General features: G+C 56.6%; 22 protein-coding genes and 1 tRNA gene. 9 read left to right on the plus strand and 14 right to left on the minus strand.

Annotated features, from left to right (window positions below):
• Positions 1-60 precede the first annotated feature (60 nt).
• The 5 genes from aspS to NG653_RS05940 form a co-directional block, all read right to left on the minus strand.
• Positions 61-1809: an aspartate--tRNA ligase gene (gene aspS, locus NG653_RS05920; RefSeq protein WP_252740758.1), complete on the minus strand. Its 1749-nt coding sequence runs from the start codon at positions 1807-1809 to the stop codon at positions 61-63.
• A gap of 103 nt (positions 1810-1912) precedes the next feature.
• Positions 1913-5419 (minus strand): efflux RND transporter permease subunit, encoded by a 3507-nt coding sequence (locus tag NG653_RS05925; protein ID WP_252740759.1) that lies wholly within the window; start codon positions 5417-5419, stop codon positions 1913-1915.
• Entirely contained in the window at positions 5416-6594 is a 1179-nt protein-coding gene (locus tag NG653_RS05930; protein WP_252740760.1) for an efflux RND transporter periplasmic adaptor subunit, read from the minus strand. Before NG653_RS05930 ends, NG653_RS05925 begins: the two co-directional genes overlap by 4 nt.
• A 52-nt stretch (positions 6595-6646) precedes the next feature.
• Positions 6647-7987, minus strand: coding sequence for a TolC family protein (locus tag NG653_RS05935; protein ID WP_252740761.1), 1341 nt, complete (start codon positions 7985-7987; stop codon positions 6647-6649).
• Positions 7988-8593, minus strand: coding sequence for a TetR/AcrR family transcriptional regulator (locus NG653_RS05940; RefSeq protein WP_252740762.1), 606 nt, complete (start codon positions 8591-8593; stop codon positions 7988-7990).
• A 140-nt stretch (positions 8594-8733) separates the two neighbouring features.
• Here NG653_RS05940 and NG653_RS05945 point away from each other — a divergent pair, with 140 nt between their 5' ends.
• Positions 8734-9711 (plus strand): polyprenyl synthetase family protein, encoded by a 978-nt coding sequence (locus tag NG653_RS05945; protein WP_252740763.1) that lies wholly within the window; start codon positions 8734-8736, stop codon positions 9709-9711.
• On the opposite strand, the gene NG653_RS05950 is transcribed toward NG653_RS05945, so the two are convergent.
• The 3 genes from NG653_RS05950 to NG653_RS05960 all read right to left on the minus strand — a co-directional run bounded on the left by NG653_RS05950 (position 9695) and on the right by NG653_RS05960 (position 13861).
• Entirely contained in the window at positions 9695-10846 is a 1152-nt protein-coding gene (locus NG653_RS05950; protein WP_252740764.1) for a lycopene cyclase family protein, read from the minus strand. The two genes, NG653_RS05945 and NG653_RS05950, sit on opposite strands and share 17 nt — an antisense overlap.
• Before the next feature lie 122 nt (positions 10847-10968).
• A complete protein-coding gene (locus NG653_RS05955) occupies positions 10969-11457 on the minus strand; it encodes a thioredoxin family protein (RefSeq protein WP_252740765.1) in 489 nt (162 codons plus the stop codon).
• A 37-nt stretch (positions 11458-11494) separates the two neighbouring features.
• Positions 11495-13861 (minus strand): TonB-dependent receptor, encoded by a 2367-nt coding sequence (locus tag NG653_RS05960; RefSeq protein WP_252740766.1) that lies wholly within the window; start codon positions 13859-13861, stop codon positions 11495-11497.
• An 89-nt stretch (positions 13862-13950) separates the two neighbouring features.
• Here NG653_RS05960 and NG653_RS05965 point away from each other — a divergent pair, with 89 nt between their 5' ends.
• Positions 13951-14622, plus strand: a complete 672-nt coding sequence (locus NG653_RS05965) for a metal-dependent transcriptional regulator (protein WP_252740784.1) — start codon at positions 13951-13953, stop codon at positions 14620-14622.
• A complete protein-coding gene (locus NG653_RS05970; RefSeq protein WP_252740767.1) occupies positions 14610-15431 on the plus strand; it encodes a ZIP family metal transporter in 822 nt (273 codons plus the stop codon). The genes NG653_RS05965 and NG653_RS05970 overlap by 13 nt, the downstream gene beginning before the upstream one ends.
• A gap of 45 nt (positions 15432-15476) precedes the next feature.
• Here NG653_RS05970 and NG653_RS05975 read toward each other — a convergent pair whose 3' ends face one another.
• On the minus strand, positions 15477-15989 hold the full coding sequence (locus NG653_RS05975; protein WP_252740768.1) for a DinB family protein: 513 nt from the start codon (positions 15987-15989) through the stop codon (positions 15477-15479).
• A gap of 209 nt (positions 15990-16198) precedes the next feature.
• On the opposite strand from NG653_RS05975, the gene NG653_RS05980 reads away from it, so the two are divergent.
• The 3 genes from NG653_RS05980 (at position 16199) to NG653_RS05990 (ending at position 19159) form a co-directional block, all read left to right on the plus strand.
• A complete protein-coding gene (locus NG653_RS05980) occupies positions 16199-18244 on the plus strand; it encodes an alpha/beta hydrolase family protein (RefSeq protein ID WP_252740769.1) in 2046 nt (681 codons plus the stop codon).
• The gene (locus NG653_RS05985; protein ID WP_252740770.1) at positions 18241-18675 is read left to right on the plus strand and encodes a hypothetical protein; all 435 of its coding nucleotides are present in this window, start codon (positions 18241-18243) and stop codon (positions 18673-18675) included. Before NG653_RS05980 ends, NG653_RS05985 begins: the two co-directional genes overlap by 4 nt.
• Before the next feature lie 73 nt (positions 18676-18748).
• On the plus strand, positions 18749-19159 hold the full coding sequence (locus NG653_RS05990) for a DUF2141 domain-containing protein (RefSeq protein WP_252740771.1): 411 nt from the start codon (positions 18749-18751) through the stop codon (positions 19157-19159).
• 87 nt (positions 19160-19246) lie between these two features.
• Here NG653_RS05990 and NG653_RS05995 read toward each other — a convergent pair whose 3' ends face one another.
• Positions 19247-19651 carry a TonB-dependent receptor gene (locus NG653_RS05995; protein ID WP_252740772.1) on the minus strand — a complete coding sequence of 135 codons (405 nt, stop codon included), beginning with the start codon at positions 19649-19651 and terminating at the stop codon, positions 19247-19249.
• Positions 19652-19757: 106 nt separating this feature from the next.
• On the opposite strand from NG653_RS05995, the gene NG653_RS06000 reads away from it, so the two are divergent.
• Complete coding sequence (locus NG653_RS06000) at positions 19758-20150, plus strand: DUF423 domain-containing protein (protein ID WP_252740773.1); 393 nt, start codon at positions 19758-19760, stop codon at positions 20148-20150.
• On the opposite strand, the gene NG653_RS06005 is transcribed toward NG653_RS06000, so the two are convergent.
• The 4 genes from NG653_RS06005 to NG653_RS06020 form a co-directional block, all read right to left on the minus strand.
• Positions 20151-20300, minus strand: coding sequence for a FeoB-associated Cys-rich membrane protein (locus NG653_RS06005; RefSeq protein WP_252740774.1), 150 nt, complete (start codon positions 20298-20300; stop codon positions 20151-20153).
• A gap of 2 nt (positions 20301-20302) precedes the next feature.
• Entirely contained in the window at positions 20303-22537 is a 2235-nt protein-coding gene (gene feoB, locus NG653_RS06010; protein ID WP_252740775.1) for a ferrous iron transport protein B, read from the minus strand.
• Positions 22534-22770 (minus strand): FeoA family protein, encoded by a 237-nt coding sequence (locus NG653_RS06015; protein ID WP_252740776.1) that lies wholly within the window; start codon positions 22768-22770, stop codon positions 22534-22536. The genes feoB and NG653_RS06015 overlap by 4 nt, the downstream gene beginning before the upstream one ends.
• A gap of 83 nt (positions 22771-22853) precedes the next feature.
• Positions 22854-23528, minus strand: a complete 675-nt coding sequence (locus NG653_RS06020; protein ID WP_252740777.1) for an SCO family protein — start codon at positions 23526-23528, stop codon at positions 22854-22856.
• A gap of 169 nt (positions 23529-23697) precedes the next feature.
• Here NG653_RS06020 and rseP point away from each other — a divergent pair, with 169 nt between their 5' ends.
• Together rseP and NG653_RS06030 are read left to right on the plus strand one after the other, a co-directional pair.
• Positions 23698-25041, plus strand: coding sequence for an RIP metalloprotease RseP (gene rseP, locus NG653_RS06025; protein WP_252740778.1), 1344 nt, complete (start codon positions 23698-23700; stop codon positions 25039-25041).
• A gap of 69 nt (positions 25042-25110) precedes the next feature.
• Positions 25111-25187: transfer RNA gene (locus tag NG653_RS06030), tRNA-Asn, on the plus strand.
• Positions 25188-25378 lie beyond the last annotated feature (191 nt).

The raw sequence follows: 25378 nt of genomic DNA on the forward strand, positions 1-25378 counted from the left end.
CCGCAGGCGATGGGTTACCATTACACTTTTTGCGGCTCCCCCCGGGGGGATGGGGAACCGTTACTCCTTAAGTCGCAGGTGCAGTTCGTCCAGCTGCTCCTGCGCGATGGGGGCCGGGGCATCGATCATTACGTCGCGCCCGCTGTTGTTCTTGGGGAAGGCGATAAAGTCGCGTATCGATTCCTGCCCCCCGAGGATGGCCACCAGGCGGTCCAGCCCAAAGGCGATCCCGCCGTGGGGTGGGGCGCCGTACTGGAAGGCATCCATCAGGAAGCCAAATTGTTGCCGGGCTTGTTCCGCGGTAAAGCCCAGGTGGCGGAACATGGTCTCCTGGGTGGGGCGGTCGTGGATCCGGATGGAGCCTCCGCCTATTTCATTTCCATTGAGCACCAGGTCGTAGGCGTTGGCACGGACGGCCGCCGGGTCGGTATCCAGCAACGCCATTTGCCCGGGCTTGGGGGCCGTGAAGGGGTGGTGCATGGCGTGGTAGCGGCCCGATTCCGGGTCGAACTCCAGCAGGGGGAAGTCGACCACCCATAGGGGGGCGAATTCAGACGGGTTGCGAAGCCCCAGCTCCTCTGCCAGTTTCATGCGCAGCATGCTGAGTTGGGCGCGCGTGGAATCGACCTCCCCTGACAGCACCAGGATCAGGTCCCCTTTTTGTGCGCCGGTACGCGCCGCCCAGAGGGCCAGGTCTTGCTGGTCGTAAAATTTGTCGACGGAGGATTTGAAAGCGCCGTCCTCATTGCAGCGCACATACACCAGCCCTTTGGCCCCGACCTGTGGCCTTTTGACCCACTCGGTAAGGGTGTCGATCTCCTTCCTCGTAAAGCGGTTCCCCCCGGGCACGGCCAGGCCCACGACCAGTTGTGCCTGGTTAAAAACAGAAAAGTCGCGGTGTTGGGCCACCTCATTGAGCTCCCCGAACTCCATGCCAAAGCGTATGTCGGGTTTATCGGACCCGTACCGCCTGAGGGCCTCGTCATAGGTCATCCTTGGGATGGATTCCAGGTGCACCCCGCAGATGGTTTCCAGCAGGTGGAGGGTAAGCCCCCCAAAGGCGTTCAGGATGTCCTCCTGTTCCACGAAAGCCATTTCGCAATCGATCTGGGTGAATTCTGGCTGGCGGTCTGCCCTCAGGTCCTCATCCCGGAAACACTTAACGATCTGGAAGTATTTGTCCATCCCCCCCACCATCAGCAATTGCTTGAAGGTTTGGGGTGACTGGGGCAGGGCGTAAAACTGCCCTTCGTTCATCCGGCTGGGCACGACAAAGTCCCGGGCCCCTTCCGGGGTGGATTTAATCAGGTAGGGGGTTTCGATTTCAATAAATCCCTGAGCGGAAAGGTACTTGCGCACTTCCATGGCGACGCGGGAGCGGAAAATCAGCTTCTCCTTTACGGGGTTCCTGCGGATATCCAGGTAGCGGTACTTCATGCGGAGTTCTTCCCCCCCGTCGGTCTGGTCCTCTATGGTAAATGGGGGGGTGAGGGAGGGGTTGAGCACCTGCAGCCCGGTGGCCAGCACTTCGATGCCCCCGGTCGGGATTTTGGGGTTTTTGGAAGCCCTTTCAATCACTTCCCCGGTCACCTGCAGCACGAATTCGCGCCCGGCTTCCCGGGCCTGTTGCAAAAGCTCCACAGAGGTGCGCTCCTGGTCAAACACCAGTTGGGTGATGCCGTACCGGTCCCGCAGGTCAATCCAGACCACGAAACCTTTGTCCCGGACCTTCTGCACCCACCCGGCCAGGGTAACGCTCTGGCCGATATGCGATTCGCGGAGTTCCCCGCAGGTGTGAGATCTGTACATATTCCCTCGGATTATGCCTGCAAAGGTACGATGGAAAGGCGGAAGCGTACAAGGGTTCCCCCAAACTTCCCCCGCCTTTTTCTTCCCTGGGCGTGCCGCCGCCTCAGGCCGCCTGTTCCAGGGCCTGGGGCGAGGCCACCACCCTGGGTTTTTTGCCTTTCAGCGCAATCTTGAGCCGGTAGCTGATGTTGAAAAGTACCGGGACGATGATCAGGGTCAGGAAGGTGGCCACCAGCAGGCCGAAGATCACCGTCCAGGCCAACGGCCCCCAGAAAATCACGTTGTCGCCCCCGATGTACAGCTGCGGGTCAAATTCCGAAAAGAGGGAGAAAAAGTTGATGTTCAGCCCGATGGCCAGCGGGATCAGCCCCAGGACCGTGGTAATGGCCGTGAGCAGTACCGGCCGCAGGCGGGCCTTCCCGCCCTTTATGATAGCTTCCGTTACCTCGGGCATGGAGAGCAGGTCTTTGTCATCCAGGCCCAGGGCTACTTTTTTGCGGTCGATCAGGATTTGGGTATAGTCGAGCAGGACCACCCCATTGTTCACCACGATCCCGGCCAAAGCGATGATCCCCATCATGGTCATCATGATGACAAAAGGCCAGCCGGTGATCATCAGGCCCCCGAATACCCCGATAAAGCTCAGGAAAATCGCAGTCATGATTATGGTGGGCTTGGAAATACCCCCGAACTGGAAAACCAGGATGAGCATAATCAGCCCCAGGCCTGAGAAAAAGGCCCCCATCAGGAAGTTCATCTGTTTGTTCTGTTCCTCGATCTGGCCGGTGTAATCGACCTTGACGCCGGCCGGCATTCCTTCGAAGCCCTTCATGGCCTCCTGGATTTCCGCGACGATGGCCCCGGCGTCGGTATATCCGGGCTCCAGGGCCGAATAAATGGTCACCACCCTTTTGGCATCGCGGTGCTTAATGGCGCTGAAGGAAGAAGTATTCCGCTGACGGGCCACCGCAGAGACCGGGATTTCCCGGAGCTGCCCCGAAGCCGGGTCGCGGAAGGTGATGTTCTGGTTGAACAGGGTACTGGTATTGTACCGCTGGCCTTCCCCGAAGCGGACATTGATGTCGTAGTCTTCCCCATCCTTTTTATAGATTCCGGCTTTGTCCCCGAAAAGCGCCTGCCGGAGCTGTTGCCCGACCTGGCCTGCGGAAACCCCGAGTTCCCCTGCCTTTTCGCGGTCCACCACCACCTCCATGGAAGGTTTGCCCTTGTTTACATCGATCTTCAGTTCCTCTATGCCGGCGATATTCCTGCCGTTGACAAAGTTGCGCACGCGCTCGGCCACATTGATCAGGGTATCGTAATCGGACCCTTCCAGTTCAATGTTGATGGGGTACCCGGCAGGGGGCCCCACGGCATCTTTTTCAACGCTGATGGTAACCCCAGGGTAAATCCCCTTCAGGCCGTCCTGTATCTTTTTGCGGAGTTCCTCCGTATCGCGCCCCTGGCGGAACTTGAATTCCCGCATAGAGAGGGTGATCTTGCCCCGGTGCGGCATTTCCGCCGCCGACCCGCCTTCGGTAAACGGGTTTTCCGCTCCCCGGCCCACCTGGGAAACGGAGGATTCCACCAGCAGGTTTTGGTCCCCCATCATGTAGGCGTCGCTGTCTGCAATGGCGTAAACGCGTTTTTCTATAGCCCGGGTGATTTCATTGGTTTTCTCAATGGCCGTCCCCTGGGGGTATTCAATATATACATAGATCTCGTTAGGGGTATTGTCGGGGAAGAATTCCACCTTGGTGCGGCCGCTGCCCAGGGAGGCGCCGAAACCGATAAAGGCCGCGATGAGCAGGAGGAACATAGTCCCTGAATACCAGTAGACATTCCGGCCTTTAAGGGCCTTTTTTAACTGGTTTTCATAGAAGTTTTCCATTTTCCTAAGCGTATTCGCCTGGAAGCGGTTTGCCGATTTTTTGAGGACGTATTTGTAGACCCAGAACAACCCGGCGGTCACGAGCATCAGGGAACCCAGCCCCCTCATGGAACCCCCAAGCACCAGGATGAAGAGCCCGATGCCGCCCAAAATCGCCGTCAGGCGGAGCAATTGTTTGCGGGTCAGTTCTTTCTCCCCTGTTTCCATGAAACTGGACACCAGCATGGAATTCATGAAGATGGCCACAAACAGGGAGGACCCGAGCACCACGGAAAGGGTGATGGGGAAGAAGATCATAAACTCGCCCATAATCCCGGGCCACATGCCCAGGGGGACAAAGGCGGCCACCGTGGTGGCTGTGGAAATAATGATGGGCACGGCGATTTCCCCAATCCCTTTTTTCGCGGCGGCTATGCGGCCCATCCCTTCCTCATCCATGAGGCGATACACGTTTTCGACCACCACCACCCCGTTGTCGACCAGCATCCCCAGGCCCATAATGAGGCCGAAAAGGATCATGGTGTTCAGGGTGTACCCCATGGCAGACAGGATCATGAACGACATGAACATCGACATGGGGATGGCAAAGCCCACAAAGAGGGCGTTGCGGAATCCCAGGAAGAACATCAGCACGGTCACCACCAAAATGATCCCGAAAATAATGTTGTTCACCAGGTCGTCTACCTGGTTGAGGGTACGGCTGGAAGAATCGTTGGCAATGCTAACCTCCAGGTCTGGCGGGAGGTAGGTTTGCCGGGCCTCTTCCAGGATCTCGCGGATTTTCGTGGAGGCGTCAATGGCGTTTTTGCCCGAGCGTTTCTTGATGTCGAGCATCACCACGCTTTCGCCCCTATCGCGCGCAAAGGTGGTTTTTTCCTCTTCCTTAAAGGTAACCGTGGCGATATCTTTCAGGTAAATGGCGTCTCCCTTTTCCGATTTCACCACAAAATTTTCCAGGTCCGACGGCCGTTCGATTTCGCCCAGTACCCGTATGGTGCGCCGTTGCCCGTCGGTTTTCAGGTTTCCTGCCGAAAGGGTCACGTTCCCATTGGCAATGGCGCCCAGCACGTCCTGGAAACTGACCTTGGCGGCCATCATCTTGTAGCTGTCCACGGCAACCTCCACCTCTTTCTCCTGCACCCCGCGAAGGTCCACCTCCTTGATCTCAGGCAGGTCTTCTATGGCATCCTCCAGTTCTTCGGCGTACTCCTTGAGTTTGTCCACCGGATAATCGCCGGTGATGTTTACGTTCATTATGGGGAACGATTCCGAGAGGTTCAGGTCAAAAACGTTGGGCTCCACCTTGGCCCCGTTGAATACGGGCCAGTCTTCCCCGGCCTTTTCGCTGTCGACCTCGTCCTTGACGCGTTGCTTGGCGAATTCCACGGAAATTTCTTCGTCGAATTCCACCACGATCATCGAATAGTCTTCCTGGGAGGTGGAGGTGATTTCCACCACATTGCTCAGGTTTTTAAGCCGGTCTTCCAGCGGGTCGGTCAGGAGCCTTTCCACATCCTCGGCCGTGTTCCCCGGGTAGGGGGTGCTGATGTAGATCTTGGTGTCCTTCACCTCGGGGAAGTCTTCCCTTGGCATCGAAAAATAGGAGGAGAGCCCGACCAGGAAAAAGATCCCGATCATGACATACACCACCGAGGGGTTGTCAATGGCCCACGACGAGAGCCGGAATTCCTTGTCTGCGTTTTTGCGTTGCCTGCTCATGCCCTGTTAATGATTTCGATTGCCTGTCCCTCCCGGACCCTCCGGGCGCCTTCAATGATGATGTACTCCCCTTCGCTGACCCCGCTAAGGATCTCGATCACGTCCCCCTGGGCAAGGCCGGTACGGACAACCCGGCGGACGGCTTTGCCCACCTGATCGTCTCCGACCCCTTCGGCCACGTACACGAATTGTTCCCCCTGGGAGTTCTCCGATATGGCCCCCGGCGGAATCAGCAGGGCTTCGGGGTTGGTATAGTCGTTGATGCGCACCCTGGCCGTAAGGTTGGGCTTGATGTCACCCCCTTTGTTGGGCACCGGGATCTCGACCCTGAAGGTGCGGTTCGCAGGGTTGATGTAGTTCCCGGTCTGCCGCACTTCCGTGGTGATGCTGTCGCCCAGCACCGGGATAAAGATCTGCACCTGTTTGCCGGCGGTGACCCCGTCGAGGTGGCTCTCCGGCACATCGACCTGCACGTACATTTCAGCGAGGTTGATCAGCCTGAAGACAGGCATCCCTGCCCCCGGGTTTACGGTGCTCCCCTCTTCCTGCATCACTTCGTCCACAATGCCGCTGAAAGGGGCCCGTATAATGGATTTCGCAAGTTGTGATTCGGCCTGTTTTACCTGGTTCACTGCGGCTTCGTAGGAGGCTTTGGCCTGGAGGTACTGGATCTCGGACCCGATGTTTTGTTCCCACAGGCGTTTCTGGCGTTCGAAGGTAGTCTCCGACAGGGCGGCCTGGGTGCGAAGCTGTTCCAGGGCGGAAGCCATCCCGCCGTCGTCGATCCTTGCCAGGACCTGGCCTTTGGCCACTGCGTCCCCGTCCTTTACGAGCACCCGCACAAGGGTCCCCGCCATTTCAGGATAGAGCAACACATTCTGCCGGGTCTGCACATCGCCCTGTAGTTCGAGGTAATGCACAAAAGGCCTTGGGCTCAGCTCCAGGGTGCTGACCAGGGGCACGTTCTTTTTGAGCTCCCTGCTCTGGATGGCAGAATCCACCCTGCGCAGGGAGGTGGCCAGGGCCCTTTGTTCCTCAGCAAGGGCTTTCTTTTTCTCCTTGATTTGCTCCAGGCTTCCGGAGGCGAGCAGTTCTTCCAGGGATGTATTTCCATTCCCCCCGCAGGCGGTTAGCAACAGGAGCAGCAGGGGTATCCGGATGAGGGCATTTTTCATGGGGCGATACGGTATTGACGGGTTCACAATGTTCTTTTTCGAAATCTGGGGGTTAATAGGTGTTCAGGATGGTTTCGAGGGCCGTTTTGCGGTTGATCACATCGACCATGGCCTGCAGGAATTCCTGCTGGGCCGTGTATAGTTGCGTCTGGGCCTGCCGCAGGTCGAAACTGGAGGCCAGCCCTTCGGAATACTTTATCTCGTTCTTGGTTTCGATCCGCTCGGCCAGGGCCAGGTTCTCCTTGCTGGTCTGGTACGATTCAATGGCCAGCAGGTAATCGCTTTTGGCCTGCTCCAGCTGTAGCTGTAGTTTTTCCTCGGTTTCCTTTAACTGGGTTTTCGCCTTTTCCAGGGCAATTTTGGCGCGCTGGGTACTGGCGCTCCTTTTAAGGGAACTGAAAATCGGGATGTTCAGGTCAAAGCCCAGGATGGACGATTCAAAACTCTGGGCATCGGTCCCCACAGCGGTGAAGGGGTCTCCGAAACCGGTCCACCCGTAGTTCAGGAAGGCGTTCAGGGTGGGCAGCGCCCGGCTCCGGGCCAGTTTCCATTCAAAATACCGCTGCTCATTGAGGTTCAGGGTGAGCTTGTAATCGGTATTGTTCTCCAGCTCAAAAGGGGTTTCCAGCAGCTCTGGCCGGGTTTCCTGGGCCACCAGGTCGTCGAGATCCTGGGTGAGCGCGGTAGGGTGGTCAAGGGGGAGGCCCATCACCACATTGAGCATCTGCAGGGTAAGCGTTTCCAGGCGTTCATTGCTGCGGAGGATATTCTGAAGGTTGGAAAGGGTGATTTGCAACTGCTCCACGCTTTCTTCCTCCCCCAACCCGTTTTCGTAAAGCTGCCGGGTTTCATAAAGGTTCTTTTCCACTGCCGCGATATTCTTCAAGAGGATGGCCACGCTCTCCCGCGCCAGGAGCGCATTCCCATAGGCTTCCACCACAGCCTTGCGGACTTCCTGATCCGTTTTTTCCTTGTTGTTGGCGCTGTAGCTCAAAAAGGCCCTGGTCGCCTGCACCCCCACAAGGTAAGACCCGTCGAAGATCTGCTGCCTGAGAGTGGCCGTCGCGGCCAGGGAGCGGGGCGGGCCAAACACCAGGGGGACAAAGGTGCCGGGTTCCCCTCCGGGGAAAAACTCCCCGGGGACCAGGGAAACGGGTTGTTTCAACTGGTCCTGGTAGCTCACCGCGCCGTTGATTTGGGGTAATCCCTCGGCGATGGTTTCCCATTTTTGCTTTTGGGCATCCTCTACGTCGCGGTCGGCGTTTATGGCGCTGTAATTGTGTTCCAGGGCAAACTGTATGGCTTCTCTCAGGCTGAACTGTGTGGGCAGGTCCTGAGCATTCCCAAGGAACAGCGTAAACAGCAAAATCCCGCAAATGGTGACAAGGCGCATTTAATCGAAATTTGAATTGATGATAGTATTTAGTATAGCCCTTCCCTGTGGCGTTACAATGCCCCGCAGGTGGTATTCCAGGTATTCTTCCATGAGGCTAACCATGGGGAAGGCGTGGCGGGGGAAAAGCGCATCGTCCTTCAGACTGGTGACCCCTGAAAAATAAATCCGGGAAACAAAGTCGACATTTAGGTTTTGCCGGTAGATGCCCTGTTCCATCCCCCGCACGAGGTTTTCGCGCACGCATTCCTGCATCATCTCGTATTGTTTCTGGTGCAGGGTGCTATAGATTTGGGGGTAGTATTTCTTCAGCTGGTGCTGGGGGGAGGATTTTTCGTTTTTCAGGTTCAGCAGGGCAAACCGCTTTATCTCGTAGAGCTCTTCGATGGGGTTCTTGTCCTGGTCGCAGATGCAGCCAATCCCGTGGGCGATCTTCTCAAATAGCGACAGGGTGCATTGTTCCACCAGTTCGGTTTTGTTGCCGAAATGGGCGTAAATCGTCTTCTTGGAGATCCCCATCTGCTCGGCGAGGTCATCCATGGTGACGCTTTTGAACCCCAGGTTGAGGAAGAGGTCCGTGGCCTTTTCCAGGATTTGGTCTTTCATGGGGCCAAAAGTACACAGGAAACTATTAAAACAAAAAAAGTTTCCTAAGTTTTACATTAATTTAACGAAACCATTATCTGCCTGTGACATTTTGGGGGGCTTTGTTGTATTTCGCCCGCCATTTGCTGTAATTTTGGCCCATGAAGGACTCCATTTTGCATTACAGGAAGCATTTCCTGGACCACCTTGGCCGGAAAACCTGGCCGGAATCACCCCGCGACCTGTATGAACCCATACAGTACATCATGGACCTTGGCGGAAAGCGGATACGCCCTGCCCTGGTCCTGCTCAGCGCCGACCTTTATGGCGCCGGGCCGGAAAAAGCCCTTCCCGCGGCCATGGCCGTGGAGACCTTCCATAATTTCACCCTGCTGCACGACGACATCATGGATGATGCCCCTTTGCGCAGGGGGAAAACTACGGTGCACGAGCAGTGGGACACCAATACGGCCATCCTTTCCGGAGATGCCATGCTGATCGAGGCCTACCGGGAGTTGGAGGCCTATCCGCCGGAATCCTTCAAACCCCTGATGCAGCTTTTCTCACTTACCGCCCTCGAGGTATGTGAGGGCCAGCGGTACGATATGGATTTTGAAACCCGCCAACAGGTTACCGTGGAGGAGTATCTGAAGATGATCCGGTTGAAGACCGCAGTCCTGCTGGGATGTGCCCTTAAAATGGGCGCCCTGGTCGGAGGGGCCCCACGGGGGGACCAGGAGGCCCTTTATGAATTCGGGATCAGGCTGGGGCTGGCGTTCCAGCTGCAGGATGATTATCTCGATGTCTTCGGGGACCCGGAAACGTTTGGGAAGCAGGTAGGGGGCGATATCATTGAAAACAAAAAGACCTACCTCTACCTCAGGGCGCTGCAACTCGCTTCCCCGGAGGAGGCGCGGGAACTTTCCGACCTGTATTCCATAAAGCCGGCCGACCCGGGCCAGAAGGTTGATCGGGTAAGGCAGATCTTCAGGGCCTGTGGGGTTGACACGGAATCGGGGGAGAAAATACGGGAATATACGGAGGATGCATTCGCCCTTTTGCAGACCCTGCAAGTGCCCGATTCGGGGAAATCCGAACTCAGGGGATTCGGGGAATGGCTCCTCAGGCGGGAAGCCTGAACAGGGCCCTTACAAAGGCGCGAAGGAACATGCCCTTTGGGCTGGAGGAAATAATGCGGAAATCTTCGGGCAGGCTGGTCTGTTCATTCAGGAACTTGAGGATCAGCTGGGGGCGCAGGTTTTTGAACAGCATGGAAAAAATCTCGCTTCCACGTCCGTTCTCGCGGGCGAGTACATCGAGGAGCAGCCGGTCGTAGTACCAGAATTTGTCTTTCCCGGACCCCTTGGGGACCTTTCCTTTTTTCACGGTTTCCACCAACAGGGGGACTTGCCGGGAGGTATTCCAGAAGGTGTATCCGGTGCTGGGCTTTGCCCAGCCCCCGGCGATCCCGATATGCACCAGGCGGGGCCCGTCGGCTGCGCTGAAGTCATTCACGGTCATGGGGATGCTCCCTTTTTCCTTTTCCAGGATTTCATATGACCGGCTCCCAAGCCGGTGGGTGAGATAATCGGCCAGGGCCGCCTCATACTCCGCGGTTTCCAGGAGCTGTTCCGAAAACAGGGTGTATTCCACCAGGGCCTCAAAAGGCGAAAAGGGGAGGATATACATAAACCGCGTATTTCCCATCTGGGGGATGGAGAAATCCATGAACGTGGGGGCCTCAGGATCAAAAACCGGGTTTTCCGAGCGGACAAACCACCCGAGGAAATGTTGCTGGAGCAGGGGATAGGGTCGCATGAGGGTTTCCATGGGGGTAAAGGAAACACTGCTGAAGACCAGAGGGGCCCTGTACTCTCCCGCGGCAGTGCACACCCTGGCGGCGGTATCGCCTTCCACAATCTCCCTGACCTCTTCGAAGCGTATTTCGATATTGGGGTATTCGCGGATGCGTCGGTAGAATTCCCCGTAGAAGTCTGCCCCGCGAAGCATTTTGTAGCGATAGGGGTCAAGGGCCACTTTTTGATCGCTTTCGGGCCCTGTGAAGCGCATCTGGGTCCACTCCCGGTGGAGCATGGCGTCAAAACGGCCAGGCCCGGCTTCCCAGAAACACCAGGTGCGGTCATTCCCTTTCTCCGGGCATTTTTCAATCAGGGCGATCCTTTTCTCCCTGAAAAAGGGGTCCGACCCCATGGTGTCCGCCAGGAGCAGTCCGGAGGCGCCTCCGCCAACGATGATAAAGTCAAAATCCTTCATGCTTCTTGGGCTACCCTTCAAAAGTACGAATTCGGCCTGAGTACCCCGAAGTTTGGGATCGGATTCGCAATAGCCCCTCCAACCGCCCGCAACACCGGTACTTTGGGCACCGGAATGCGCGTTCAGGGGGTATCGGGTTGCAGGATCTCCTGCATTTTTTTTGGGGGGAGGTACCCGAAATACCTACTCCGGACCCGGAAGGAAGTGTCGAGGATTACCATGGCAGGAAGGGTAAAGGCCACTCCTTCCCTGGAAGCCAGCAGCCTCGGGATCTCGTGAACGGGGTTGCGGTTTTTGCCAAACTCCGGGTTGGTGTATTCCCGTCCCCCGAAGGCGATGGTGTCGCGGGTTTCCACATCCATCCGCAGGGCGTAGTAATCCGCATTCAGCAGGGCGACTACCCTGGGGTCCCTGAAAACAACCTGGTCCATTTTTTTGCAGTAGACGCACCAGGAGGCGTAAAAATCGATGAAGACTTTTTTGGGACGCAGCGCCAGGGAGTCTTCCAGGGCCTCAAAACTGAGCCACCTGACGCGATCTTGTTGCCCGTGTCCGGGGGCTGCCAAAAACAGCCATCCCAAAAGCAGCAGGAATTTGAGGTGGGCTTTCATGGGCGTTTCTTAGGGCCGGCATTTCCGCTACGGCCGGTTAGTGCAATTTACCGAATTTTACCCCAACGAAATAGGTCCTCGGGGTGGCAGGGCCGTAGATGTAATTGGAATCCCGGGTGGGGCCCACCTCGAAATCATCCTGATAGCTGTTGAAAATATTGGTAGCCCCAAAGGAAAAAGTAGCCATGAATTCTTCCGTGATGTGGACGTGCGTCTCGATCTTTAGGTTCAGGTTGAAAAAAGGGGCCACCTCGTTGAGCTCCATAAACCCCGTCTCGCTGATCACCCGGGGTACCGTCATCCTGCCCGTGTAGGTCCCGGTAAGGTCAACGTTGAAGGTTTCCCCGGGAATCCAGGCGGCATTCAGGTAGCCGTACAGGGTGGGCACGCGGACAAATTCATCGATTACAACGTCTGATTCCCCCGGAGCCCCGTCAGTTTCGTACAGGAGCTGGGACTCGTCGTAACGGGTCCGTTGCCAGGTCCCCCCGGCCTGGAACTGCCATTGCGGGTTGGGGGATACCCCCACCTCGAAATTCGCGCCGTATACCCGGGCCCCCGAGCCATTGCGGACTTCCTCGAGAATGGAGCCGTTCTCCAGGGCAGCCCCGGTACTTACCTGGGTAAAGGGATCCTCGAGGGTGGTGTAAAACCCCTCCAGTAATAGGTCTAGCTGGAGCAGGTCTTTGGTTTTCGCGTAGTTCAGGGATGCTGTATAGGCATTGGAATACTCCGTCTTCAGGTCTTCCGACAGGATGACAAATTGGGGTTCCCCCCCCACGTTGGCGATATGCAGATCCTCATTGAAGGCTTGCGGTGCCCGGAACCCCCGGGCATAGCCGCCCCTCAGGCGCAAAGCCTCCGAAAGCGCATAGGACAGGGTAAGCCTTGGCGAGAGTACGGTCTGGCCGATATCCGATTCCCGTTCGATACCCCCGACGGAATAAACCCCGTCTACCCGGACATAGTCGAGGCGGGCGCCCAGGAGGGCCGTAAAGGCTCCGGTGGGTTTCCATTCGTACTGCCCGTATCCGCCCGCGGCGTGTACTGACTGATCAATCAACCGGGAGTAACCCGGGATCTGGTCCTCCGTTTGGGAAAGGGTGTATTCGGCCCCAAGGGTGAGGATGTCCCTGGTGCTGATGTTTTGGGTATGCTGCACCCCATTTACCCAGGCGAGGTCCCTGGTGCTGCCGAAGGCGTTGTTGGCCAGAAGGCTGTCCTGCCGGGTACGCCCGCCCCCCAGGCCCCCATAGTAGCTTTTGCGCCTGGTGATGGAGGTCGAGGTGTAGACCTGTGTCCGTGACGAGCCGTCGGCATTGCTGATCTCATAATCGGCGCCCCCAATAAAGGTGTCGTGATCCAACTCCTCAGTAATGTCAGTGAACTGGGGGGAAAGGTCCAGGCGGTCCCCCCCCCGGCGGTATTCATTGATCGCATTCAGGTTCACGGAAATACGGCTGCGGTCTGTGGGACGTAAAAAGGCCTTGGCCCCGACCGTCAGGTTCTTCAGTTTGACCAGTTCGGTAAACCCGTCCTCGTTGGCATCGTATGGATCCCGGTTGCGATAGGAGCCAAACAGGGTGAACCCGCTTTTGACGTCGTCTGCCACCACAGAAGTATTGAACGTCAATACCCGGTCCGGCTGCTGCCCGTCGATCAGGGCCAGGTTGGAACCAATCTCCCAGGTGTTCAGCACCGGGTCGCGGGTGATCACATTTACGGTGCCTGCGATGGCATTGGAGCCATAAAGGGCCGAGCCCCCGCTTCGCACCACCTCCACCCGTTCTATGGTATTGGTGGGGATTTGTTCCAGGCCGTAAACCCCCAGCAGGGAGGAAAACACGGGACGGCTGTTCAATAAGATCTGCGTATAGGCGCCTTCCAGCCCATTGAGGCGAACCTGGGTAAAGCCGCAGTTCTGGCAATTGGTCTCTACCCGCACCCCGGGGGCAAAACTGAGCCCGTCGGCCAGGCTGATCGACTGGGTGGCGGTCAGTAAACGGGGTTTGATGGTGGAAACCACCACGGGGGCACTTTTTCGCTCCACCCGGTTGCGGGTGGCACTGATGACCACCTCATCGAGTCCAAGGGGATCTTCCTCGAGTGAAAAGTCGAGGGTCAGCTGTGTCCCGGAAATGGCCTGCACCGTTTTTGAAACCGTCCGGTGCCCCTGGGAACGCACTACCACGACCACCGTCCCGGGGGGGACATCGAGCCGGTACGATCCAAATTTATCGGTAATTGTGCCCCGGGAGTTGTCTTCCAGAACAATGGAGGCAAAGGGCACGGGTTCCCCTTTCACCGTCACCGTGCCGGAAATAAAGGCAATGGGGTCCTGGGCAGAAACATGGAACGTTAGGGCCAGGGCAACAAGGAGAATAAAATTCAGGCGGGTATACATGGTATAGATATGCCAAAAACAAAATTTAGACAAATCTAAAAAAAGGTTTGTATAAATAAAAATGTATCTTTGGATTTGTGGAACAACGGATGACCCATTCGGAGGAAAACTACATCAAAGGGATCTACCACCTGAGCCAGGGGGGGAAGAATGCCATTTCCACCACAGCCCTGGCAGCTCAGATGGAGACCAAACCCTCTTCGGTTACCGATATGATCAAGAGGCTGGCCGAAAAAGACCTGCTTCATTACCGGAAATACCAGGGGGTTCGCCTAACTGAAACCGGTACCAGGCACGCCCTGAAAGTGATCCGCAAACACCGGCTCTGGGAATCGTTCCTGGTGGAAAAACTCGACTTTAGCTGGGACGAGGTCCATGAGGTGGCCGAACAGTTGGAGCATATCGAAAGCGAGAAACTCGTCGACCGGCTCGATGCGTTGCTCAACTATCCCGACTTCGACCCCCATGGCGACCCGATCCCCGACAAGAACGGGGTTTTCAAGACCCGTGACAAAAAACTGCTCAGTGCAATGCCTGTACCCAGCATGGGGGTTTGCGTTGGCGTCAGGGATTCCTCCCCGGCCTTCCTGAAATTCCTCGACCGACATCATATTGCCCTCGGAAGGGAGATCCGGGTCCTCGACCGCGAAGCATTTGACCATTCGATGCGTATCGAGGTGGGGGGGCAGACCCTGCAAATCTCCCACCAGATTGCCGGAAACCTCTATCTAAAACCAACCGCTGACTCATGGAAGCCCTGATAGCTTACCTCGAAGGGATCGACCCCATCCTGGCCGCCCTGCTGGCCACCCTGTTCACCTGGGCGCTTACCGCGGCCGGTGCCGGGCTGGTATTTTTCTTCAAAACCATGAACCGGGCCGTCCTTGACGGCATGCTCGGATTTACCGGCGGGGTTATGGTGGCTGCCAGCTTCTGGAGCCTGCTGGCCCCTGGCATTGAGATGAGCCCCGGGGAGGGCTTTGTTAAGGTCATCCCCGCGGCTGTAGGGTTTCTCCTCGGGGCCCTGTTCATCTTTGGGCTCGACAAGGTGCTGCCCCACCTGCATATCAATTTCAAGGAATCGGAGAAGGAGGGGATCGAAACCCCCTGGAGGCGGACGACCCTCCTGACCCTGGCCATTACCCTGCACAACATCCCGGAGGGCCTTGCCGTAGGAGTGCTTTTCGGGGGGGTAGCCGCCGGGTTTGAAGGAGCCACCGTGGGCGGAGCTGTGGCCCTGGCCCTGGGGATTGGACTTCAGAACTTCCCGGAGGGCTTCGCCGTAGCCATGCCCCTGAGGCGATTCGGCCTGAGCCGTCGAAAAAGTTTTATGTACGGGCAGTCTTCTGCCCTGGTGGAACCCATTGCGGGGGTGCTGGGCGCCTGGGCGGTCCTCACCTTCCAGCCCATTTTGCCCTATGCCTTATCCTTCGCGGCCGGCGCCATGATCTTTGTGGTGGTGGAAGAAGTGATTCCCGAAACCCAGCTGGACCGGTATACCGATATCGCCACCCTTGGATTCATAGGGGGGTTTATCATTATGATGATCCTCGATGTGGGGCTGGGGTAGTCGGGCCGCCACCCTTTAAAGGCGCGCGCAAGGGGCGACTTCCCTTTACTCGCTCCAGGGGGGTGCCACCCCGTTAGACCGGGCATAGGCGATCAGTTGTCCTTTGTGTTCCCCGGTATGTTCAAGTACCATGAGCAGGGCCGAAAGCCGCGACATTTTCGCAAATCCCAGGTCCACTTCCTCACCCAGGCGCCCCGAATCTTCCGTAAGGACCTTTTCCCTGACGAAATCCGCAGACTTTTTGTAGGCTTCCAGGATGGCTTCTTTCCCCCTGACGGATTCCAGGTTCATCATGTCCACTCCTTCCGGCGGAGGAAAGCCGAGTTTCATGGCCAGGTAATAATTGGCAGCGGCCACGTGCATCACCGTCTCCCCTGTGGAGCGGATGCCTTCAGCAGGCCTCCAGTTTAATTGGGAATCATCAAAGGCCTGGGTCAGGGACAGGATCTGCCCCTGGGTCATTTCCAGCAAGCCGGCGATACTTTCCTGGGCCTGGTTGCCCTGGGCAAAGGCTGACAGGGTCTGCAACAGAAGTAAAAGGATGCCAATTTTTTTCATTAGGAGTGTTTTATGGGTTATCACGGCCTGCCGCCCTTTGGCTGCAGCATGGCCCTCCTAAAATACAAAACCCCGGGAAATCCTTGTTCTCCAGCAGGTTAAATTTTGCTGAACCACAAGGTTCCCGACCCTTGGGCTTCCGGGCCGGCCGGGGTAATTCAACCGGGGATTCCGTATCTTTAAAGGCCTTAACCTTTGATTCGTTGCCCATGAAACCAGTAACCCGCTTCCTCTGTCTGCTTGCCCTGCTGGCTTTTGCCATCCCGGCACACTCCCAGGACCAACCCCTGGGCTATATGGATGTTTTTGACCTGCAGTATGCCTCGGACCCCCAGATCCACCCCGAAGGGGAGTGGATCGTCTACCGAAGGATGGGGTTTGACGTCCTTAAGGACCGCGCAGAAGGCAACCTTTGGATGCTGCGCGCCGACGGCAGCAACCACCAGAAGCTCACCTCAAGGGAAGTTAACGAGTCCAGCCCCCGATGGTCGCCAAATGGGGACCGGCTGGCCTTTGTGAGCAGCACGGAGGAAGGCTCGGAAATTTATGTATACTGGCTTGGCAGCGGCAAGTACGCCCGCATCAGCCAGCTCCCGGGGAGCCCGTCGTCTTTGAGCTGGTCTCCTGATGGGCGGCAGCTTGCCTTTACCATGACGGTGCCGGCGGATGCCCCGGTACTTGCCAAACTCCCCAGCAAACCAAAGGATGCCCAATGGGCGGGCCCGGCCCGGATCACCGACCGCCTTTACCATGAAGCCGACGGCAGGGGGTACATCCCACCCGGGTTCAGCCATATTTTCGTCATGCCTTCCGAAGGAGGGGCAGCCCGGCAGGTCACTTCCGGGGATTTCCAGCACCGGGGCCCCCTTTCCTGGTCGCCGGAGGGCAATCGCATTTATTTCACTGCAAACCGCTCGGAAGACTGGGAATACGACTTCCGCAACAGCGAGGTCTACGCCCTGGACCTGGCCGGGGGCTCTGTGGAAACCCTCACGGACAGCCCGGGGCCCGACAGTGAACCGGTGGTTTCCCCCGATGGGAAGTATATTGCCTATCTGGGGTACACCGACCGCATGCAGGCCCACCAGGTCACTGAGCTGCGCCTGATGCAGGCCGATGGGAGCGGGAAGCGCTCCTTAACTACTTCCCTCGACCGGGGGGTCTCCGACCCTGTTTGGGACGCCAAAAGCAAGGGGCTCTATTTTACCTACGACGATAAAGGCAATTCCAAAATTGGCTATGTTTCCCTGGCGGGCGGGATGGAAAAACTGGCCGACAACCTGGGGGGAACATCTATCGGCAGGCCCTACGGGGGCGGCTCTTTCAGCGTATCGGCCGGGGGCCGTATCGCCTACACCTTTACCCGTCCCGAGTTCCCCGCCGAAATCGCCCTGGTGCGTAAACCGGGGGAGGCCCCTGTGCGCCTTACCCACCTGAACCAGGGGTTGCTCGACCAGCGCACCCTGGGGAAAGTTGAAGAAATCTGGTATACCTCTTCCGTGGATGGCCGCCCCCTGCAGGGGTGGATCGTCTATCCCCCCGATTACCGGCCCGGCCGGGCATACCCCTTTTTGGTGGAAAACCACGGGGGCCCCATTTCCAATTACGGGGACCGGTTCACGGCTGAAATACAGCTGTATGCCGCGGCGGGGTACATCGTCTTTTACCCCAACCCCAGGGGCAGTACCAGCTACGGGGAGGAATTCGCCAACCTCCTCTACAACAATTACCCCGGCGATGATTACCAGGACGTGATGGATGGGGTGGATGCCTGCATCGCCAAAGGCATTGCCCACGAAGACCAGTTGTTTGTGACCGGGGGCAGCGCCGGAGGCATCATGACGGCATGGATCATCGGCAAAAACGACCGCTTTGAAGCGGCGGTGGTGGCCAAACCCGTGATGAACTGGATCAGCAAAACCCTGGTGGCCGACAATTACTTTTATTATGCCAACAGCCGGTATCCGGGCCAGCCCTGGGAAAATTTCGAAGGCTACTGGAAATTCTCGCCCCTCTCCCTGGTCGGCAACGTGAACACCCCGACCATGGTGATGGTGGGGATGGATGACCTGAGGACGCCGCCCAGCGAGGCCAAACAACTTTACCACGCCCTGAAGCTCCGCAAGGTGGAAACCGTACTGGTGGAGATCCCGGAGGCCGGGCATGGTATTGCCAACCGCCCCAGCAACCTGATCAGCAAGGTGGCCCATACCCTGGCCTGGATGGACCGTTACCGCAAAGACAAACCGGAATGAAGACGGCACGAAAAAGGCACTGGCTGCTGAACCTGACTATCGGGATTACGATCCTGGCCTGCCTGCTGGCTTTCGCCATACACTCAAGGAACTGGATGCGCCTGCAGGAGGGTCGGATGCAATTGCTCAGCGGGGTGTATTACCTCGAAGTCCCCTTTGCGGAACTCGACAGCGTGAGGTGGCAGGCGAAAATCCCGCAGATGGAACGCCGCCACGGCTTTTCGTTCTGGGCCCGGGAAAAAGGGGTTTTCTCCGACTCCCTTTTTCCTTCCCGCCCCGTTTACGTTTATGTGGATGACCTGAGGCAAACCAAGATCAGGATCACCTATCGGGATTCCCTCACGCTCTTCCTGAATTTTTCGGACACCGCGGAAACCCGGTCGGTGTACCACCTGCTCCGGGAAAAGCTGCCGGCTGAGGCCCCCCGGTGAATTTTAGCAAATTAATAAGAGGTTCCTGCCTGAGAACCCACTAGTTTTGAAGCCCGGATAAATATTTTGCTCCATGCGGTTCCTGTGGCCCCTTTTACTGTTATTTTCCCTTGGCCTGTCTGCACAGGTACGCCTTGAGGTGGAAACCCTTGGCGTAAATACTTCCGAAGGCTTTATTTGTGTGGCCCTGTATACGGAGGAGGAGGGTTTTTTGAAATTCGACCGGGTATATCGCTCCGAACGGGCCCCGGCACGTCAGGGGGTAACCCGCGTAGTGATTGACGACCTGCCTTCAGGGGAATACGCCCTGGCGGTATTTCACGACAAAAACAGCGATGAGGTCCTCAACACCAACTGGCTGGGCATCCCCAAAGAACCCCTCGGTTTTTCCAGGGCCCGGATGAAAGCCTTCGGCCCCCCCGGGTTCCGGGAGTGCGCAGTATTGCTGGATACGGACACCACCATCCGGATTCCCCTGGAATAACCCCTGAGGCCTCCCCGCCTTTTTCCACGGCGAAGGCTTCCGGGCGCTTCCGGGGCTGCGGGCTATTGGTTTCGATGTACGAACGGATCAGTTCCCCCTTTTGGTGGTGATCAGAATAACGCCGTTGGCCCCCTGGGTACCGTAAAAGGAGGCTTCGGACCCGCTCAGGGCCTTTATGGTTTCGACATCCACGGGTTGTACAATGCTTTCCACCGCCCGGTATGAATTCCCAATTACCTGCCCATCAACTATATAAAGTGGCTGGGGTGGCCTTGCTCCCCTTGTAGAGTTGTTGTTTTTGATAAAGACGGGTACCCCGGCCTGCAAGGTTACCCCGGGAAGCCGCTGGATGCGGGTTTTCAGCGGGAGTACTGCTGCATTTTTGTCGTCCAGGGTGCGTTCCAGGTTTTGCGCACTGCCATCGCCGGGCTTGGAACTCCCGCAGGCAGAGAGGGAGAGTGCAGCCAGTAAAAGGATAATCACCTGTTTCATGGGTTCGAGTTTTAAAGGAAAGATATTCATTCGCCCGGGAGGAAGCAAAAAATGGAACAACTATCTTTAGGGTGGGAAAAATGACTGCCACAACAAAGGAGGGCATATGGAACAAATACTACTCACACAATCGGCCGGGGCCCTGTTCGGGTTTTTGGGGGTGCTGCTCGGGGCTTTCGGGGCACATGCGCTTAAAGATAAATTCACGGGGGACCAGGCCCGGGCTTTTGAAACGGGGGTCCGGTATCAACTCCTGCATGCGGTGGTGTTGCTGGTCCTCAGTTTTAACCTGTCTTTTACTTCGCCATTGGAAGGGTACATCGGCAAAGCCTTTGTCCTGGGGACCTTCCTGTTTTCTTTCAGTATCTACGGCCTGGTGTTCAGCGAACTCCGGGGAAGGAAGTGGCGCTTTCTGGGCCCTGTAACCCCCCTTGGGGGGCTGTTGCTGCTGGTGGGCTGGGCGCTGCTGGGCTACTCTTTTGTGGCCCACCTGTTTTAATTACCCGCAGCCGCAATCGGAATTCCCACAGCCCTTGCCCCCGCCGTCCCTGTCGGGTTTCGCCAAAGCGGGCCAAACGAATTTGCGCAACAGGTAACCCAGGGCGATTGCCACGGTTAGGTAAACCAGGAGGTGTTGCCAGTTTTCCACGCTCAGGACAGGATTTGGTACGCGGTGAACGCTACAATATACGCAAAAGTGCTCATGAAGGCCAGCTGGAACATGGGCCATTTCCAGGTATTGGTTTCCCGTTTTACCACCGCCAGGGTGCTCATGCATTGCATGGCAAAGGCGTAAAACAGCAACAGGGAGATGCCCGAGGCCAGGTTAAATAGGGGGGTGCCGTCATTGCGAACCTCAGCGGCCATGCGGTTTTTGATGGTTTCCTCTTCGTCGTTCCCCACGCTGTAAATCGTAGCCAGGGTGCCGACAAATACCTCCCGGGCGGCAAAGGATGTCAGCACGGCAATGCCGATTTTCCAGTCGTAGCCGAGCGGCCTGACCAGGGGCTCAATGAGCTTGCCCATTTGCCCGATAAAGGAGTGTTCCAGGCGGTGGCTGGCGATCTCCTGGTTGATGACGCGGGTGCGGAGGTCGGCCTGCAGGCGCTGCAGGGAATCCTGCGGATGCATCACCGCCCCTGCGGGGGCGGCAGGGGCCGGGCTGTCTGAAAGGGAAGCGCGGTATTCCTCCAGCTTTTCGGCCATAAAGGCCTGGCTGTTGGCAGAAAGCCCCTGGGTCTCCACACGTTCCGTGACGATTTGTTCCGCGTTTTTGAATTCTTCAGAAAACCCGTTGGACCCCAGGAACCAGAGCACGATGGAGATGGCCAGGATGATTTTCCCTGCCCCGTACACAAAGCTCCGCGTCTTCTCCACCACGGTGAAAAACACGTTTTTCCACAAAGGCCACTTGTAATTGGGCATTTCCACCACAAAGAAACTGCGGTTGGGGATTTTCAGTATCCGGTTCAGCACCCAGGCAGCCAGTATGGCCGCCCCGAACCCTATGAGGTAAAGCAGCATAAGGGTCAGGGCCTGGTAGCCCAGGCCAAGGAAGCGCCCCTGCGGGATGACCAGGGCAATGATAATCAGGTACACCGGGAGCCTGGCAGAACAGGTGGTGAACGGGGTCACCAAAATGGTGATGAGCCGTTCTTTCCAGTTCTCTATATTCCGGGTGGCCATTACGGCGGGGATGGCGCAGGCGGTACCCGAGATGAGCGGGACCACACTCTTGCCACTCAGGCCGAAGGGGCGCATGACGCGGTCCATCAGGAAGACCACCCGGCTCATGTATCCGGATTCTTCAAGGATGGCGATGAACAGGAACAAAAAGGCGATCTGGGGGATAAAGATCACAATGCCCCCGATCCCCGCGATGATCCCTTCCGCGATCAGGTTGGTGAAAGCCCCTTCCGGGAGGGTGTCTTTTACCCACTCGCTGGCTGACGCAAAACTGGCGTCGATAAAGTCCATGGGGATACTGCTCCAGTCGTAGATGGCCTGGAAAATAGTCAGCAGGATCACAAAGAAAATCAGGTAGCCAAATACCTTGTGGGTCAATATTTTATCGAGGTTCCCCCTCAGGCCTTTGGCAGCCTTCCAGTCTACTTTATAGGTTTCCTTGAGGATGCCGTTTATAAACTGATACCTTAGGATGGTCTCCTTATGCTGGAGTTTTTTCAGCTCTTCCCTGGACTTGGTTTCAAAGGAAGCATCGCCAAAAAGTTCTTTTTTCTGAAGGGGGGTGAAATTCACGTCCTGGGTAATCACCACCCAGAGTTTGTACAGGTCCTCGCCGGGGAAGGTTTTCTCCAGCCGCCGGAAGTACGGGGGGTCGATGAGCGAGACGTCTATGCTGCGGGAGACCGGGATATCCCGGTAATTTTCGATGAGCTGTTTCAGCTGGTCGATCCCGGTGTTCCTGCGGGTGCTCACCAGGGCTACACGGGTGTCGAGTTTCTGTTCCAAAACCCCAATATCGAGGCTGATACCCTTTCGCTCCATGCGGTCCGACATGTTGATCACCAAAATGGCCGGGATCTGCAGGTCCTTGATTTGGGTGAACAGCAGCAGGTTGCGCTTGAGGTTCTCCACGTCGCTGATCACCACGGCCACATCGGGGAAATCGGGCGCGTTCCGGTTGAGCAGGAGTTCCACCACCACGCTTTCATCGAGGGAGGTGGTGTTGAGGCTATAGGTGCCCGGGAGGTCCAGTATATGGGCCTTTACCCCGCGGGACAGCTTACAGACGCCCTGTTTTTTCTCCACGGTGATGCCCGGGTAGTTTCCCACCTTCTGCTTAAGGCCCGTGAGGCTGTTAAATACGGAAGTTTTCCCGGTATTGGGGTTTCCGATGAGCGCTACCTTGATGTGTTTGCTCATATGCCCTCGATTGGTTCCAATTCAATCTGAAGGGCTACGGAACGCCGGATGGCGATGTGGGTCCCGTTTACGTTGATGTAAATCGGGTCCTTGAGGGGGGCCACCTGTACCAGCTCCACCTCGTTGCCGGGGAGGCAGCCCAATTCCAGCAGTTTGATTGGTACCGACGCCTCGTTGAATTCCCTGATGATCCCTTTCTCTCCCCTCCTGAGGTGTGCGATGGTGAAGCTCAATGCTTATTTAGATTGATTATAAGTAAAGACAAAAATACAGGAATTTGTCGATTTAGAGGCCCCCTGACTGAAAAAAGAAGGGGTTATTCCCGATACGAGGCCCTGAGGATTTCAAGGTCGTCGAGCAACCGTTCCATATCTTCCATGTTGGTGCCGTCATAAGTTCCGCGGATGCGGCGCTCCCGGTCGACCAGGATAAAATTCTCGGTATGGATCATGTCGAACGGCCCGCCGTCCCCGTCGGTTTTTACGGCCAGGTACGATTTGCGCGCCAACTCGTAGATGTGTTTCTTGTCGCCGGTAACCAGGTTCCAGCGGGCATCATCCACCCCTTTTTCCAAAGCGTATTGCTTCAGGCGGGGCACCGAATCGATCTCGGGGGTCACGGAGTGCGACAGGAGCAAAACCTCCGGGTCGCCTGCCAGCTGGTCCTGCAACCACCGCATATTCTCTGTCATGATGGGGCATATGGTCGGGCAGGTGGTAAAGAAGAAATCGGCAACATAGATATGGCCGCGGTAATCTTCCTGGGTAATGGTGTCGCCGTTTTGGTTTACCAGGGCGAAGTCGGCAATGGTGTGGTATTTTTTCACATGGCTGATCTCAGGCGCCACCAGCTCGGGGTTGAAATCGGAGGGTTGGTAGACCGGGAGGGTCTTCTTTGGCTGCAGGGCGTTATAGAACAGGGTGATGATTACCGCAGAAACGATTAGCAAAACCAGGCCGAAGAGTTTGAATCTGGCAAAAAAGGAACGCATGTATCCCAACCTTTGCCGCAAAGGTACTGAACCCGGCGGTCTCCTTCAACCCCAGCCCCATGGCGTGCTGCTAAATCTTTCTTAAAGGAACCGGGCCCCTTTCAATTTCTTTTCAAAACCCCTTTCAAAAGTGTACTTTTGTGCGTTTGAAACCAGAAGCCCCAGAGTTATGTCGCCGATAGTCATCCAGGCCTCGATGTTCTTGTTCAGCCTTTCCCTGTTGATCGTGCTGCACGAACTCGGGCATTTCTTGCCGGCCAAGGCCTTCAAAACCCGGGTGGAGAAATTCTACCTTTTTTTCGACGTAAAGTTTTCCCTATTCAAAAAGAAGATCGGTGAAACGGTTTACGGGATCGGCTGGCTTCCCCTGGGGGGCTATGTGAAGATCGCCGGCATGATCGACGAGAGCATGGACACCGAGCAGATGGCCGCCCCGCCCAAACCCTGGGAGTTCCGATCCAAGCCGGCCTGGCAGCGGCTGATCATCATGCTGGGCGGCGTTACGGTAAATTTCCTGGTCGCCTATATCATATACACCTTTGCTTCCTTCCATTACGGGGATGCCGATATTTCCACCGCCAGCATCAGGGATGGGTACTGGGTGACCAACCCGGTGTTCACGGAACTCGGGGTACAAACGGGGGATGACCTGGTCGCCATAGACGGGAAGCGCTATGAGAACTATTCTGACCTGAGGCGGAACATGATCACGGCAGAGCAATTTACCGTGGAACGCAACGGGGAACTCATCACCATCGACCTGCCCGTGGATTTCCTGGGAAAACTAAGCACCGGGGAAGACCTCAGCTTTTTTGAGCTGCGGATCCCCTTCATTGTGGGGCAGGTTCCCGATTCTTCTCACAATGCCCAGGCGGGGATGGAACCGGGCGACCTTCTGAAACGCATCAACGGGCAGGAAGTGACCTATTTCGACCAGGCCATCGACCTGCTCAACGAGAACAGGGGGCAGGCCATACAGGCAACCTTTGAGCGCAACGGGCAGCCGGTGACCCTGGACCTCAAGGTAAATGACGACGGCAAGTTGGGGATTGCCCCCACGGGCACCTACCAGAAATTTGCCGAGATGGGCTTCTTCCAGGTGGTGCAGAAAAAGTACGGCTTCCTGGAAAGTTTCTCCGTAGGCGCGCAGAAATTCACCAACCAGCTGGGGGGGTACTGGCTGCAACTCAAAAAGATTTTTACCCCGAGCACCGGTGCCTACAAAGGGGTGGGGGGGTTCAAGGCCATCTTCGACATATTTCCCGACACCTGGAGCTGGCAGGAGTTCTGGGGCATCACAGCCTTTTTGTCCATTATGCTGGCCGTGCTGAACCTGCTCCCGATCCCTGCCCTCGACGGGGGGCACGTGATGTTCCTGCTCTATGAAATGGTTTCGGGGCGCAAGCCGAGCGATAAATTCATGGAATATGCCCAAATGGTGGGTTTCTTCCTGCTGCTGGCCCTGATTGTGTTTGCCAACGGAAACGATATTTACAAGGCCCTGACCAAATAATTATCCCCATTTTTTTGTTGGGGTATTGCGAAGAAACTTTTATATTTGCGACCTCCAAATAGGGAACATTCCTCCTTAGCTCAGTTGGTTAGAGCATCTGACTGTTAATCAGAGGGTCCTTGGTTCGAGCCCAAGAGGGGGAGCCATGAAGCAGAGCAAAGCTCGCTTCATGGTCCTGAAGTGAACGCCAGTTCTACTTCAGGATCAAAGTAATGACAAAGGCCTTTGGGAAACCAAAGGCTTTTTTTTTGGTGCCTGTGCAGAGCAAAGCTCGCTTCATGGTCCTGAAGTGAACGCCAGTTCTACTTCAGGATCAAAGTAATGACAAAGGCCTTTG

It is taken from the genome of Robiginitalea marina (genome assembly GCF_024006985.1).
GTDB classification, from domain to species: domain Bacteria; phylum Bacteroidota; class Bacteroidia; order Flavobacteriales; family Flavobacteriaceae; genus Robiginitalea; species Robiginitalea marina.